Genomic DNA, 14278 nt, shown 5'->3' with positions numbered 1-14278 from the left:
CAAGATGTTTTTGCGATGAAAAAGGAGGAAACAAACAGATGGCATGGGAAAATTGTCTGGAAAATTTGCGGGTATCACTGGCTCCGAAACAAGTTTTGGACATGGATACGATCGATTGGAAACAGGTCAATCAAGATGCTTTGGACAACGACGGCTTTAAAAAAGGCGATCCGTACTATCTCGCCTGCCAGGGCCGCCATTGCACGGAGAACGTCAACCAGACTCCTCAGGAGCACGCTTTGTGCCAGTGCAAGGACATCAATGGCAAGCCGTTGCCGGATTGCAAACCGCCAAGCTTTTTGTATCCGTTCAACGCGTCCGTGTGCGTGAACATCGAGACAAAAGAATTTAACTCCAAAAGCGGACGTTCTTGCACGAAGCAAGGAGATAGCTGGTATCAGCTGACGTGCTATTGCTGCTGCTCGTGCTTTGCGTACGGCACACAAATCGGCATCCCGGAAGGCTCCAAGGCAATCGAGCAGTTCAGCATCGGCGATCAGGTGCTGACGGCAAACGTAACGGCTCATGGTGACGGTGTGAATCTGAGCTGGACTCCGGCAACGGTGTCGTTCAGCAGCGGAACCGGGCCGGACGGCTATCAGCCGACGATGGTATTCATCCGCCACGGCGGCGCAGGCTCGATCATCGTGACGCCTGACCATCTGTTCTTGATGCCAAACGGAAAGCTGAAACGCGCGAACCGACTGGTGCCGGGAGTTGATTTCCTCGTTTCCGCGGAAGGCGTGCCTGTGGAAATCAACGAAGTCAGCCTGGGAGAGTACCGCGGAGGCGTCCACCACATCGCGACAGACAAGGAGTTTAGCGGAGAAATCAGCGGTCACCTGCTGATCTCGGAAGGTATCGTTTCCGGCGATTTCAACTTGCAAATTCACGCGGCCGCCTTGAAAGAAGCCTTTTTCGTGGACGATCACGACGAGCTTCCAACGATTGGCCAACCAGAATACGAGCAAACGAACACAGAGCTGTTGAGCGACGAGTACACGAGCTTCCTGCTCATGGCTGGTGACGATGACGAGAAAAAAATCGTTCCGCATACCCGCAAGTTTTATGTACACGGCAAACATACGACAGTCATCCCGAATGACGCGGCATCGTATTTGAGCCAGGCGCAAGCAGTAGACGTCGGCAATCATGCACCGAAGTACGACTTCTCGGAAGTGGGCATCGGCTATGCGACTGTCTCCTATGCCTTGAAGCTGTTCCAAGGCTTCTATCCGGACATCGTCTTCCATCACGATGTGGGCCGCATGGAAACAAACGCGTATGCTTTCGAACAGTACGGCAAACAAGTGGTTGTCATCACAGGCGGAATGACGAGAATCAAGGGGTTTGGGCTGGAAGGAATCGTTACGATTCTCGCGCACATGATCGCCCGTCTGCAAAAAATCCAGCCGCAAGACGAGCTGGGCTACACGTCTGTCGCGATGGCGGATTACTACAGCACCAGCGTGCTGCGCAACGTCTTCTTCGGCAATATGTACGTGACGACTTTCGAGAGCGGAATCAAGCAAATCGCCGAGCTGGTGCTCGACAGCATCGATGAAGAAAATGACGCATACGAGGGAGATCCGTTCGCGCCTACCCGCGAAGTGCGGATCGATTCCATCACAGCCGGAAATACGATGAATTTCCCGCCGGAAGAAGCAGGCGGCCCTGTTCTCGAAGGACTGGAAGTCACGGCGGCAACTGCGGTACTGCCTGTTTTGACACCGCGTCACTTCGTTACGGATGACATCTCCGAGGAGATGGCCGAAGAGGTGTATCAGTCGCTTGTTGCGGCCAAGGTGCTCAGCGAAGAGGGCGAGCTGACAGCCGAAGTATCGGTCGACACGGATTTGTCCGCTTTGTTCAGCGAGCAGTCGGAAGGTTTGAAACGATTGTTGACGGAAGAAGTCCGCTACATTTTGCTGCATGCGACGTCGACGGTTTCCGTTACGTTCAACTTGCCGCTGTCTACCGGAACGGCATTCGATCCGAAGGCGTTTTTGATCAGCCCGGAAGCCAAAGTGAAATTCGTCCGTTTGGGCGAGGATACAAACACACTGCTGATCTCCGCTTCCTTGCAAAAAGAGGTGGAGTACACGATTACGGTTCCACGGATTCTCAAATCGGATAATGGCTCTACGCTGAACCCAGACAAGAAAACGGCGACATTCACTCTGGCCTAACCCGGCATCGAGAATGAAAGAAGACGGAGGAGAGGAATTATGGGAGCAATCGAGGAACTCCGTGAGCACCAGGGAACAGTAGCGGACAAGTGCCGGGAAATGGGCGAACTGCTCGGACTGTCCGAGCCGGTTTCCGAGCTAGTTTTGCAAGCTGCGCTACACGACTCATCGTACGCCCACAACTTGCTGGCGACTCGACGGAACGCTGCCTTTTTGCAATACTTGCTAGCCAATCCTCCTGCTGTGCCCAAGCAGCAGGAGGTGGAAGCGAAGACTTCGCTGCAACTGGTCAAGAAAGCATCGGAGGCTATGTGGAAATGGGCCAAGACCGGCTTTTCCACGGTCGATGAAGCTGTGTTGCAAAAGCGGTACAACACCTGCATGCAATGCCCGAACCTCCAGGATCAAACGGAGCAAATCGTCTACAAAGTCTTTTCCGGCACCAAGCAAGCAGAAGAAAAAATATGTAGTTTATGCGGATGCGTGGTAGCAAACAAAGTGCGCTTGCCCACCGAAGCTTGTCCGGATCGTCATCCGCATTTGCCTGGCGTCAACCGCTGGGAAGAACCGATCGAACAAAGAGGTTAGTTGTTGAAAAAGCGAACAGCGGTAGTCCATTTTGTTGCGATAGCAAGGCGAAAGGAAGCGAAAAGGCACTCTATGCGGAGTGCCTTTTTGATCGTGCGGTTTTCATGCTTTTCTTGTGTTTTCTCGTGCCTTACGGAATGAGATTGCCCGCTGCTTTGTAGATGCGGTACCATTCTTCTCTGGTCAAGGTCAAGTCTGCGCCTTTGCACGCATCTTTCAGCCTTTGGACATTGGTCGTTCCGAGCACTACCTGAATCTTGGCCGGATGGCGCGTAATCCACGCTACGGCGACAGCGGTATTTGTCACCTCGTATTTTTCTGCAATGTTGTCGATTACTTTGTTCAGTTCAGGGAACCGGATCAGATCGCCGAGAAACGGACCGTCGAACATCCCGTGCTGGAACGGCGACCACGCTTGCATCGTCATGTCGTGCAAGCGGCAGTATTCGAGAATGCTGCTGTCGCGGTTAAGCGATTGGTCTGTCTTCATATTCAGGGAGATGCCCGAATCAATCAAAGGCGTGTGCACGATGCTGAACTGAATCTGGTTGACGACCAGCTTTTGCGGTATGTACTTTTGCAACAGTTGAATTTGCGCAGGATTGTGGTTGGACACTCCGAAGTGTCTTACTTTTCCCTGGGTTTGCAACTGCTCAAACGCTTCTGCGACTTCTTCTGGCTCCATGAGCGGATCAGGACGATGGAGGAGGAGGATATCCAAATATTCCGTTTTCAATCGACGCAAAATGCCGTCGACGGACGCAAGAATATGCTCTTTGGAAAAATCGTAGTAATTTTCTTTGGAACGGATGCCGCATTTGCTCTGCAAAATCATGTTCTCGCGGATCGACGGGTTCATCTGGATCGCTTCGGCAAAATGCTCCTCACAGCGGCCTTGCCCGTAAATATCTGCGTGGTCAAAAATATTGATGCCTTCTTCAAGCGCTGTGCGGATCAACTTTTCCGCATCGGGGAGGGAAAGCTGCGTCAGCCGCATGTTGCCCATGATCATGCTGGATGCGTGCAGTTCGGTATGTTTGATCGGATAAACCTTCACTCGGATTCCTCCATCCATGTTGTGTTCTTTACTCATTTCGGCAAAGTGCCCTGTTGTACCTACCGCTATTTGATTCCCAGCCCGCGTTTTTTGCGGACAAGCGTAGAGATGTTCACGCCCAGCTTATCGGCACATTCTTGCATCGTACTGGATTCATGCAAAATTCGCTGGATGTACTCCCGCTCAAACCGTTCGACCGCTTCTTTGAGCGGAAGAGCTTCTTCCATTTTGGCGAGATGCAAGGGGAGCGCGCTATGCTGCGAGCTGCGGATCGAGGCGGGAAGCTGGTCGTACGTAATCCGTCCGTTTTCACACATATGGTAGGAACGCTCGACTACGTTTTTCAGCTCCCGGACGTTTCCTGGCCAGTCGTAATCGACCAGCGCTTCGAGCGCATCTGTTTCCAGACGAATTTCCAGCTGGTATTTCCACTCCAGCTTTTTTAAATAGTAGAAAATGAGGGCGGGAATATCCTCTCGCCGTTCCCGCAGGGGAGGGATGGTCAGCGACAGCACGTTCAGCCGGTAATACAAATCTTGGCGAAACGTCTTCTGCTCGACCATCGCCTCCAGATCGCTGTTGGTCGCCGCGATGATCCGCATATTGACCTGCCGCTGCGTTTTTCCTCCAAGCCGTCTGATTTTGCCGTCCTGCAACACGTTGAGCAGCTTGACTTGCAAGGGAAACGGCAAGTCTCCGACCTCGTCGAGAAAAATCGTGCCGCTGTGCGCCAGTTCGAACAGACCTTCCTTCGCTTGGCTCGCCCCGGTGAACGCTCCTTTTTCATATCCAAACAACTCTGATTCCAGCAAATGATCGGGAATGGCTCCGCAGTTGATCTTGATAAACTCTCCCGGACGTCCGCTCTCCATATGAATGTAATTCGCCAGCACATCTTTGCCGACGCCAGACTCGCCGAGCAACAGAACAGGCGAATCGTTCGCCGCAAACCGATTGGCGAGCGAAATAATCCGATGCATCATGCTGCTGCGGTAAATGATTTGCCCGCCAGAGTCGAGATCGCTCTGAATCTGCTCCAGGGCGCGCTGAAAAGAAGAGTTGATTTGCCGTGTTTCCTCCAGCTCCTGTTGCAGCATGTTCAACTCGGTAATATCGCGGACATTGCCGACGACGAACAGCAGCTCCTGATTTTGATCGAGCAGCGGCGTCGCCGTGTTGATGGCGGTGCGCCCATTTCCGTAGTGGATGACGACGCTGTGCGTCTGCTTCGTTGAGATCGCTCTGGCGGCTGAAGAGTCCGGCACCATGTGCATTTCTTTTTGCTCGATATAGCTGAAGTTGTTCAGGATGTCAGCGGGAATGCCGGTGATGTTCAAATACGCGTCATTGTACAGCAGCACGTAGCCGTTGCGGTCGCATATCGCCAAGCCGTCATGAGACGTTTTGAAAATCGTGGTGATCAGCTGGACAAGCTCTGTGTTGTCGCTTCCCTGAAAAAATTTGGTCTGATACATGGTGATGGTGTTCCCCCTTGGGCGGTGCTTGCGGCTTGTATACGAAATAATCAGAATTGATCATCTGTGCGCAAAAATGCATATGCAAAAATGATCATCGGCATCTTTTGGTCTGATGAAACCGCTTTCAGTCACTTGGCACGCAACTTGCTCATACATGATGGTGAACGATGCAGAAAGTGAGGGATGTTTGCATGACTTCATTATATCAGGTATTGGCTCCTACGGGAGAGTTGACGCAAGACATCGAAGGGCGACTGGATGAATCCGTGATGATAAAGATGTATGAAAATATGGTGCTGGTGCGCTTGTTTGACCGCAAGTCGATCAATTTGCAGCGCCAGGGCCGGATGGGGACGTACGCCCCTTTTGAAGGACAAGAAGCTTCACAGGTCGGAAGCGCGTTGGCACTTACACCGGGCGACTGGCTGTTTCCTACTTATCGCGATCATGCGGCAGCAATCGTGCACGGGCAATCGATGGCGCGCGTGTTTTTGTACTGGATGGGTCATATGGAAGGCAGCATCAGTCCACAAGGCTTGAACGTCATGCCGCCCTGTGTCCCAATCGCCACGCAAATGATTCATGCGGTCGGAACGGCGTGGGCGAGCAAGCTGCAAAACGAGCAGCATGTCAGCCTCGCTTACTTTGGCGATGGAGCGACTTCGGAAGGCGACTTCCATGAGGCGTTGAACTTCGCGGGTGTTTTCAAAACGCCGACGATCTTTTTCTGCCAAAACAACGGCTATGCGATCAGCGTGCCTTTTTCCCAGCAATCGGCTTCGAAAACGATCGCCCAGCGTGCCGCCGCTTACGATATTCCCGGCGTGCGCATCGACGGCAACGATGTGTTTGCCGTCTGGCTGACGATGAAAGAAGCGATGGAACGCGCCCTGAACGGCGAAGGACCGACGTTGATCGAAGCGATCACGTACCGTTACGGCGCTCACACGACTGCAGACGATCCGAAAAAATACCGCGATCAGGAAAAATTGGCGGAGGAGTGGCGCACGGAGCGCGATCCGATCCAGCGTTTGCGTGCGTTCCTCGTCCAGCGCGGACTGTGGAGCGATGCACAGGAGGCACAGCTGGTCGCCCGGGCGAATGAGCAGATCGATGCAGCATTGGCGGAAGCAGAGAGCTACCCGAAATCGCGGCCGGAAGACATGTTCAAGCACGTGTACGCAGAGCCGACATGGATGGCGGAAGAGCAGGAGGGCGAGCTTGTGAAGCCAGCGAAAAAGGAGGACATCCCGGCATGATTCGCAAATTGACGATGATTCAAGCGATTACCGAAGCGATGGACCAAAAGCTCGCGGAAGACTCACGCGTCATGCTGCTTGGCGAGGATGTCGGCGTGAATGGCGGCGTTTTTCGCGCGACGGAAGATTTGATTCACAAGTATGGAGCCAATCGGGTCGTGGACACGCCGCTGTCGGAAGCTGGCATTATCGGGGCGGCGATCGGGATGGCGATGAACGGACTGATTCCGATTGTCGAGATTCAGTTTTTGGCTTTTATTTATCCGGGTTTTGAGCAAATCGTCTCCCACGCTGCCCGCATGCGCTACCGGACGCGCGGACAGTATCATGTGCCGATGGTGATTCGCACCCCGTACGGAGCAGGCATTCGCGGCCCCGAGCTGCACTCGGAAAGCGTCGAGACTTTTTTTGCCCACGTACCGGGTCTGAAAGTCGTTGCGCCGAGCACGCCGTATGATGCAAAAGGACTTTTGATCGCTGCCATCGAAGATCCCGACCCGGTTATTTTTTTGGAGCCGACCAAGCTGTACCGGGCGTTTAAAGAAGAAGTGCCGGAAGAAATGTACCGCGTGCCGATCGGCAAGGCGAAAGTGGTGCGCGAAGGGACAGATATCTCGATTTTTGCCTGGGGAGCCATGCTGCGCGTAGCAGAGGAAGCAGCCAAACAGCTCGAACGCGAGCAAGGAGCGAGCTGTGAAGTCGTCGACCTGCGAACCATCTATCCGCTGGATCGGGATGCGATCGTCGCCTCGCTGAAAAAGACCGGGCGTGCCGTCGTCGTCCACGAGGCGCACAAGACAGCGGGCATGGGGGCAGAGATCATTTCGATCATCAACGATGAAGCGCTAATTTATTTGAAAGCGCCTGTGAAGCGGATTACCGGCTTTGACGTGCCTGTTCCGCAGTTCAGCATCGAGGACGATTATTTGCCGACGCCAGCGCGCGTCAAGAGCGGTATTGTGGAAACGCTTACGTTTTAGCGTAAAGGAGCGAGGGACATGGTGGAGTTTAAGCTCCCGGATGTGGGAGAAGGCATGCATGAAGGCGAAATTTTGAAAGTGCTGGTGCGCGCTGGCGACTCTGTGGTGCAGGATCAGCCTGTCATTGAAGTGCAAACGGATAAAGTCAACGCAGAGCTGTCCGCTCCGGCAACCGGAGTCGTCCAGGAAATTCGCATTGCGGAGGGCGATACGGTTGAGGTGGGAACGGTGCTCCTCGTCATCGATACAGGCATTGCTGCGGGGGAAGTGAAGCAGGAGTCGACCGGAAATGCGCCAGCCGCGCCGGAACAAGCTGCAACCCCGGTCGTACCATCCCGGCATAGCGCACGTCGTTCCTTGGCTACGCCATATGTGCGGCAGTTGGCGAGAGAAATGAAAATCGACATCGAACAAGTAGTCGGCACAGGTCCGGCGGGGCGCGTAACGGAAGAAGATTTGCGCTTGTTCGCCAGTGCCGGGCAAAAGCGTGCCTTGCAGGAAGTGTCTGCGACGTCGTTTGCAGTGTCGACTCCCAAGGGAACAACAGCTCGCGAGGCGGAAGTTGTGGCGACTGCCAGCACTAGCACTACCGATACAGCACCAGCAGCGGAAAAAGGGACTGCACTGGGGAGCAAGGAAGCTTTTGCCGCGATGCCGGGAGAAAGTGCAAACAGCATCGAGCGAATCCCGCTCAAAGGCATTCGCAAAAAAATTGCCGAGCACATGGTCAAATCGGTCACGATCATTCCACACGTCACTTCCGTCGATGAACTGGAAATGGATCAGTTGCTGGCTCTGCGGGAAAAGCTGAAACCGCACGCGGAGAAAAAAGAAGTCAAGCTGACGTTCCTGCCGTTTTTTATCAAGGCACTGGTCATTGCGCTCAAAGAATATCCGGTGATGAATGCTTCCATCGACGATGCCACGAACGAAATTTTGCTGAAGCGCTTTTACCATATCGGCATCGCTACCGATACGCCGGACGGACTGATCGTGCCTGTGATCAAGGACGCGGACAAGAAGTCGATTTTTCAACTGGCAAAAGAAATCAAACACCTCGCCGAACTCGCCCGGGAAGGCAAACTGACGCTTGCGCAAATTACAGGCGGAACGTTTACGATCAGCAATGTCGGACCTGTAGGCGGGCTGCAGGCAACGCCGATTATCAATCATCCGGAAGTGGCGATTTTGGCCTTGCACAAAATGGAGAAGCGCTGGGTCGTGCGCGAGGATGAAGGCGTGATTCGCCAGATGATGAACATGTCGCTGTCTTTTGACCATCGCCTGATCGATGGAGTGACAGCCGTTCGCTTCACGAACCGGATCAAGGAGTTGCTCGAAGACCCAAATTTGTTGTTTGCGGAGATGGTCTAGATGGTAGTCGGAGAAATCGCAATCGAAACAGACGTAGTCGTGATCGGAGGCGGACCGGGCGGGTATGCAGCTGCAATTCGCCTGGGTCAGTTGGGGCAATCGGTCGTGTTGATTGAAAAAGAAGCGTTGGGCGGGGTGTGCCTGAACCGGGGCTGCATTCCCTCGAAAGCACTGATTCACGCCGCAAGCGAATTTCATAAGCTGGCTGGGTTGGGAAAGCTGGGCATCAGGCTGCCGGAAGGAAACGCTTCGTTTCAGCTGGCTGACTGGCATACATGGAAAGAGTCTGTCGTTTCTCAATTGAGCCAGGGTGTGGAGCAGCTGTGCAAGGCAAATGGAGTGACCGTCGTCAAAGGCTCCGCGACTTTTCTCTCAGCGGATCGGATCGGCGTCGAGACGGGGGGAGACTTCGAGACGTACAAATTCCGGCAGGCGATCATCGCGACAGGATCACGGCCGTTTGTACCGCAGTCTTTGGCCACAGATCACGAGTCGATCCTCGATTCCAGCGACCTGTTGAACTTGCAGGAATTGCCCGGGACGCTTGCGATCATCGGCGGCGGCTACATCGGGATGGAGCTGGGCATGGCGTATGCCAAACTGGGAACAAAAGTAACAGTCGTGGAAGCCGCCAACAGCATTTTGCCACAAACGGCTTCGCATCTGACCCAGGAAGTGCGCAAACAAGCGAAACAGTTGGGAATCACCTTGAAAACGGCGACAAAAGTCGAGAGCATGTCGCGCGGAGATGGTGGTGTGACCGTAGCGCTTTTCTCGGAAGCAAACGGTCGCGAAGAACTGACCGTCGACAAAGCAGGCGTCACCATCGGACGAGTGCCTAATACGGGCGAAATCGGGCTTGGACAGGCAGGCGTCAACGTCGACGAAAGAGGCCATATTCCCGTCGATGCTTTTTGCCGGACGAACCAGCCGCACATTTTTGCCATCGGCGATGTAACTCCTGGGCCTGCTTTGGCGCATCGCGCGTCCAAACAAGGCATCGTCGCTGCCGAGGTGATCGCGGACTTGCCAAGCAGCATGGATTCGCCGTACGTCCCGTATGTCATTTTTACAGACCCGCCGATTGCAGGCGTAGGCTTGACGCGAGCAGAGGCGGAAGGATTGGGCCATCGTGTCAAGGCTGCTTCCTTCCCGTATCGGGCAAACGGCAAGGCGCTGACTTTGGGGGAACGAGAAGGCTTTGCAGAGGTGATCGTCGAGGAAGACACGCATTTGCTGTTGGGGATGCACGTAGTAGGGGCCGATGCGCCCAATCTGATCGGGGAAGGCGTCCTGGCGCTAGAGCTGGCAGCGCGAGTCGAGGATTTGGCTTTAACGATTCACCCGCATCCGACTTTGAGCGAGGTGTGGCTGGAAGCAGCAGAAGCCGTCCTCGGGCACGCCATCCATATGGTCAACAAAAAATAGGGGAAGACAACCTCCTTCGCTCAGCAACGGGCGGGGAGGTTTTTTGCTGCTATTCATGGGTTTCCCCCGCTTGGAACAGCTCAACAAGCCAGCTGCCAGGCTGAGAGTGACACTCCCGTCTACTTTTGCGAGGGTCAAAAGTATATGTTTTCCAATCCTAAAGCAGACTAAGGAAGAAACGGTTTTTTCGACTAGCGGAACAGAGGGGGTGACCACAATGGAGAAATGGATGACGATTGGCATCGGGGCAAGCATGGGAGCGTTCCTCGCCCTCGTTTTGTTGGCGGTGGTCGCGTTTGCCTGTTCGAGAACGGTGATCAGCTGGGTAGTCGGCCGCTTTACGAAAAGGCTGATGAACGATCGCTACCCGGAAAACATTTGGGAAATCGTTTCCGCGCTGACCAAAATCTCTCCCGCGAAAGTGCTGGAAAACAGTTTGCGCGCATCGGAAGGAATCGCCATCGAAAGGCCGTTCGGCAGCCCGCGAAAGTTTCTGAATTACGACGGTCTCGTTTTTTCTCCGGCGCAATTGGCTGTCCTGCCTGCTCACGAGGATGCACAAGTCGATACGCAGCTTACGATCGGCCCGATGGCAAAGAAGCCGTTGACCTTGCAAATCCCGCTTTTGTCTGGCGGTTTGGGATACGGGGTTGGCGTCTCGGAAAAGGCGAAAATCGCCATCGCCAAGGGCACGGCTGCGGTAGGGACGGTGACGAATACGGGAGAAGGCGGATTCTTACCCGAAGAAAGAGAAAACGCAAAATATTTGATCTATCAATATCACTCGGCGACGTGGTCGAAAAGCCCGGAGATTCTTCGGCAAGCGGATGCCATTGAAATTCGGATGGGCCAAGGCGCTACGGCTGGAGCGGCTACGTTTATCCCCAGTTGGGAGCTGAAAGGCAAGGCCAGTCAAATCATGGAGCTTCCGGATGTAGAATATGCCGTCATTCCGTCCAAGCATAAGGAGGTTCAGCAGCCACAAGACTTGCGCAAACTTGTCGACCAGCTGCGTTCCTTGACGGAAGGCGTACCGATCGGGGTGAAGATGTGCGCCAGCGCCAAAATGGAAGCCGACCTGGAAGTCGCGATTTCCGCCGGGGTGGATTTTATCAGTCTCGACGGAGGACAAGCCGGATACAAGGGAAATGCGCCGATCCTTCAGGATGATGTTGGCTTGCCGACGATTTATGCCGTGACGCGTGCGGTTCGCTACTTGCAACAGCGCAAGGTCAAGGACAAAATCACGCTATTGAGCGGAGGCGGTTACGCTACGCCGGGGGAGTGCCTCAAAGCGATGGCATTGGGGGTCGACGGGGTTTACTTCGGAACCGCGCTGCTCTGGGCGATGACGCACGATCAAGTGATAAAAGTCGTTCCGTGGGAGCCGCCTACCCAGCTGCTCTTTTATTCCGGCCGCTTTCAAAAGGAGTTCAACGTGCAAGAAGGAGCCAAGTATTTGGAGAACTTTTTCCGTTCTTTTATCGATGAAATGTGGATCGCGACCCTCGCCCTCGGCAAAACGTCGTTTCGTCAGGTGAGCATCGAGGATTTGGCCGCTCTGGACAGCATGACCAGCAAAGTCACACGCATTCCGCTCGCTTGCTACCCGCGTGTCCACCGCAGCCGTTAAATGAGACAAAAATAGTGGCTGAATCCAGTCAACAAGGCTGCAAATTTATGGCAGAGGCCCCCTCACCCGAGCGTAACCAAGGCATAGTATGTAGCAAGGAGGTGAGGCATGATGACCTTTACATTTGCTGACTGGATGATTTATACGATATGGGCCATTTTTGGACTCATGATGATCGATTTTCTCATCGTCCTGTTCCGTTCGTTCTGGGCAGGCTCGGTCAACCCGTCCTTTGTCTTGGGCTATTTGAAGGACATTCTTTATTATGTATTGCCATTAAACATTATCGTTTCCATGATTGTCATCGACCCGACCGGGTATATTCTTGTCGTTTGGTACTTCATCTGCGGCTTGGCTGTCATTGTGAAGTACCTGCTTGACATTATCAAACGATTTGCATAAGCAACAGGTTGGCCTTCCATCCCGGTGGGCTGTTCGTTCTTTTTGAAACACGACCTTGATAGTGAGAGAAGAGGAGCGTCAAAGAGTACGATCGGTTTCCTTCTGGCTGGATAGACCTCCTTGCGACTTTCTAACAAAAATTCAAAATTTTCCGTAAAGGAAGTAGGTCCATGAGAAACTATCAATGGATCAAGTGGCGGAAAGTCCTCCTCTGGGTAGCAGCCATCGCCTTTTTAACGATCGTGTTGTACACAGGAGGGCCGACTTACTGGTCAATCGCATTGGGCATCCTTGGCTTGCTGTTTCAATTGCTGTTTGCCGTTATGTTCATCATCATCCAGTTCGTTGCCCTGTTCTGGTTTTTGGCGCGTGGGCGGACGTATTGGATTTTGCCAGGGGAAACAGGAGCGACGTGGAATGACTATCGCGGCAATCCGGAAATTGTGGAAAATGCTGAGCGAATCGTTACCTTGCTAAAGGGTGTGAAGGAATTTAAGGAAATGGGGGGCGAAGCGATCCGCGGTCTTTTGCTGTGCGGCCCACCGGGTACGGGCAAATCGTATCTCGCGCAGGTCATTGCCAACGAGGCCCAGGTTCCGTTTGCCTACGCCTCGGCCCCCAGTTTTCAAAACATGTTTTTCGGTGTCGGCAACCTGAAAGTCATGGGATTGTACAGAAAAGCGCGCAAACGCGCCAGGGAGTACGGCGCCTGCATCATCTTCATCGACGAGATCGACGCGATCGGCATGCAGCGCCAAGGGGGAATGGGCGGAGGCGGGATGCTGGGGATGGGCGGCACAGGCTTGTTGAATGAGCTGCTTTTGCAAATGGACCCGCCCAACCTCGACAGCTCGAAAATCGCCAAATTTTTGCGCTCCCTCGGTCTGCGCCGCAAAAAGGCTGAGCGCCCCGCCGTCATGACGATTGCCGCCACAAACTTGCCGGACGTGCTCGATTCCGCGCTGTTGCGGCCCGGCCGTTTTGACAGACAACTGTGGGTCGACACTCCGGACTACAATGGACGGATCGATATTTTCGAATATTATTTGGAAAAGGTGAAGCACGACGAATCTCTCAGCCCGGAACGTGCTGCATTGGATACAATTGGCTACAGTCCTGCCCAGATCAAGCATATCGTCAATGAATCGGTCGTCATCGCCCACCAGCGTGGAGCGCAAAGCGCCAGCTACGACGACTTCCGGGTCGCCATGGAAACGTACGAGTGGGGATTGAAACAGCCGCTGCGCTCCATGAGTGAGGACGAAAAACGAAACGTAGCGTACCACGAGGCAGGTCATGCCGTCGCGCAATATTTGCTCAAGCCGCACGAACGGGTCTGGAAGGTGACGATCATTCGCCGCGGCGGCGCTCTTGGCCTTGCCGCCACCAAACCGACGCATGAGCGGTACAATCGCAGCGACAGCGAAATTTTGGCCGCGATTCAGGTGTGCCTCGCTGCCAGAGCCGTCGAAGAAGAGTTTCTCGGCAAAAAATTGAACGGAGTCATCTCTGATTTGCAGCAAGCGACCGAGCTGGCAGGCGCTTATCTCGGCATGGTCGGCATGGGCGACGAGTTGTTCAGCTGGCTCGCTACAGGTGCCCGGCAGGAGGCGCTCAAAACACTTCGGCCGAAAATCAACGAACTGCTGCATGAACAAATGAAACAGGTGAAGCAATTGGTGCGTCAATACGCCGATTTCGTGCACGCCATCGCGGAGGAGCTGTTGAAGCGAGGCGACCTGACCGGAGAAGAAATCGAGGAACTGTACGTGCAGTTGTACGGCGACAAGCGGCCTGCTTTGTCGTAAACTTTCATCCATGTGCCTTCGGGCCGTATCGAACCGCCAGTCACTTCGGTGTCTTGGCGGTTTTTTTGGTGCGCCCAGCATG

General features: G+C 54.0%; 11 protein-coding genes. 9 read left to right on the top strand and 2 right to left on the bottom strand.

All coding sequences use genetic code 11. The annotated features are described in order from the left end of the window. Positions 1–38: 38 nt before the first annotated feature. Both DEP07_RS17375 and DEP07_RS17370 read left to right on the top strand, forming a co-directional pair. Positions 39–2189: a Hint domain-containing protein gene (locus tag DEP07_RS17375; RefSeq protein WP_122966423.1), complete on the top strand. Its 2151-nt coding sequence runs from the start codon at positions 39–41 to the stop codon at positions 2187–2189. 39 nt (positions 2190–2228) lie between these two features. Beyond that, complete coding sequence (locus tag DEP07_RS17370; protein ID WP_122966424.1) at positions 2229–2777, top strand: hypothetical protein; 549 nt, start codon at positions 2229–2231, stop codon at positions 2775–2777. Positions 2778–2907: 130 nt separating this feature from the next. On the opposite strand, the gene DEP07_RS17365 is transcribed toward DEP07_RS17370, so the two are convergent. Both DEP07_RS17365 and DEP07_RS17360 read right to left on the bottom strand, forming a co-directional pair. Then, on the bottom strand, positions 2908–3834 hold the full coding sequence (locus tag DEP07_RS17365; RefSeq protein WP_173598067.1) for an aldo/keto reductase: 927 nt from the start codon (positions 3832–3834) through the stop codon (positions 2908–2910). A gap of 65 nt (positions 3835–3899) precedes the next feature. Next, positions 3900–5309 carry a sigma-54 interaction domain-containing protein gene (locus DEP07_RS17360; RefSeq protein WP_217021037.1) on the bottom strand — a complete coding sequence of 470 codons (1410 nt, stop codon included), beginning with the start codon at positions 5307–5309 and terminating at the stop codon, positions 3900–3902. 194 nt (positions 5310–5503) lie between these two features. On the opposite strand from DEP07_RS17360, the gene pdhA reads away from it, so the two are divergent. The 7 genes from pdhA (at position 5504) to DEP07_RS17325 (ending at position 14196) form a co-directional block, all read left to right on the top strand. Continuing rightward, the gene (gene pdhA / locus DEP07_RS17355) at positions 5504–6571 is read left to right on the top strand and encodes a pyruvate dehydrogenase (acetyl-transferring) E1 component subunit alpha (RefSeq protein ID WP_287102798.1); all 1068 of its coding nucleotides are present in this window, start codon (positions 5504–5506) and stop codon (positions 6569–6571) included. Then, positions 6568–7551 (top strand): alpha-ketoacid dehydrogenase subunit beta, encoded by a 984-nt coding sequence (locus DEP07_RS17350; protein WP_122966428.1) that lies wholly within the window; start codon positions 6568–6570, stop codon positions 7549–7551. Before pdhA ends, DEP07_RS17350 begins: the two co-directional genes overlap by 4 nt. A gap of 18 nt (positions 7552–7569) precedes the next feature. Beyond that, complete coding sequence (locus DEP07_RS17345; RefSeq protein WP_287102797.1) at positions 7570–8925, top strand: dihydrolipoamide acetyltransferase family protein; 1356 nt, start codon at positions 7570–7572, stop codon at positions 8923–8925. Continuing rightward, positions 8926–10353, top strand: coding sequence for a dihydrolipoyl dehydrogenase (gene lpdA, locus DEP07_RS17340; protein ID WP_280649257.1), 1428 nt, complete (start codon positions 8926–8928; stop codon positions 10351–10353). It abuts the gene before it with no gap. Positions 10354–10570: 217 nt separating this feature from the next. Further along, positions 10571–11986, top strand: a complete 1416-nt coding sequence (locus tag DEP07_RS17335; RefSeq protein ID WP_173599819.1) for an FMN-binding glutamate synthase family protein — start codon at positions 10571–10573, stop codon at positions 11984–11986. A gap of 108 nt (positions 11987–12094) precedes the next feature. Next, positions 12095–12388, top strand: coding sequence for a hypothetical protein (locus tag DEP07_RS17330; protein ID WP_173599820.1), 294 nt, complete (start codon positions 12095–12097; stop codon positions 12386–12388). A gap of 170 nt (positions 12389–12558) precedes the next feature. After that, a complete protein-coding gene (locus DEP07_RS17325) occupies positions 12559–14196 on the top strand; it encodes an AAA family ATPase (protein ID WP_173599821.1) in 1638 nt (545 codons plus the stop codon). Positions 14197–14278 lie beyond the last annotated feature (82 nt).

The organism is Brevibacillus sp. (genome assembly GCF_003521185.1).
GTDB lineage: Bacteria > Bacillota > Bacilli > Brevibacillales > Brevibacillaceae > Brevibacillus > Brevibacillus parabrevis.
The sequence above is the reverse complement of the archived record's forward strand: the minus strand, read 5'-3'. Positions and strand labels throughout refer to the sequence as shown.

Bases quoted from the DNA above. Each gene is read 5' to 3' on its own strand.
- DEP07_RS17375 (WP_122966423.1), top strand. From the start codon at position 39: ATGGCATGGGAAAATTGTCTGGAAAATTTGCGGGTATCACTGGCTCCG.
- DEP07_RS17370 (WP_122966424.1), top strand. From the start codon at position 2,229: ATGGGAGCAATCGAGGAACTCCGTGAGCACCAGGGAACAGTAGCGGAC.
- DEP07_RS17360 (WP_217021037.1), bottom strand. From the start codon at position 5,309: ATGTATCAGACCAAATTTTTTCAGGGAAGCGACAACACAGAGCTTGTC.
- pdhA (WP_287102798.1), top strand. From the start codon at position 5,504: ATGACTTCATTATATCAGGTATTGGCTCCTACGGGAGAGTTGACGCAA.
- DEP07_RS17350 (WP_122966428.1), top strand. From the start codon at position 6,568: ATGATTCGCAAATTGACGATGATTCAAGCGATTACCGAAGCGATGGAC.
- DEP07_RS17345 (WP_287102797.1), top strand. From the start codon at position 7,570: ATGGTGGAGTTTAAGCTCCCGGATGTGGGAGAAGGCATGCATGAAGGC.
- lpdA (WP_280649257.1), top strand. From the start codon at position 8,926: ATGGTAGTCGGAGAAATCGCAATCGAAACAGACGTAGTCGTGATCGGA.
- DEP07_RS17335 (WP_173599819.1), top strand. From the start codon at position 10,571: ATGGAGAAATGGATGACGATTGGCATCGGGGCAAGCATGGGAGCGTTC.
- DEP07_RS17330 (WP_173599820.1), top strand. From the start codon at position 12,095: ATGATGACCTTTACATTTGCTGACTGGATGATTTATACGATATGGGCC.
- DEP07_RS17325 (WP_173599821.1), top strand. From the start codon at position 12,559: ATGAGAAACTATCAATGGATCAAGTGGCGGAAAGTCCTCCTCTGGGTA.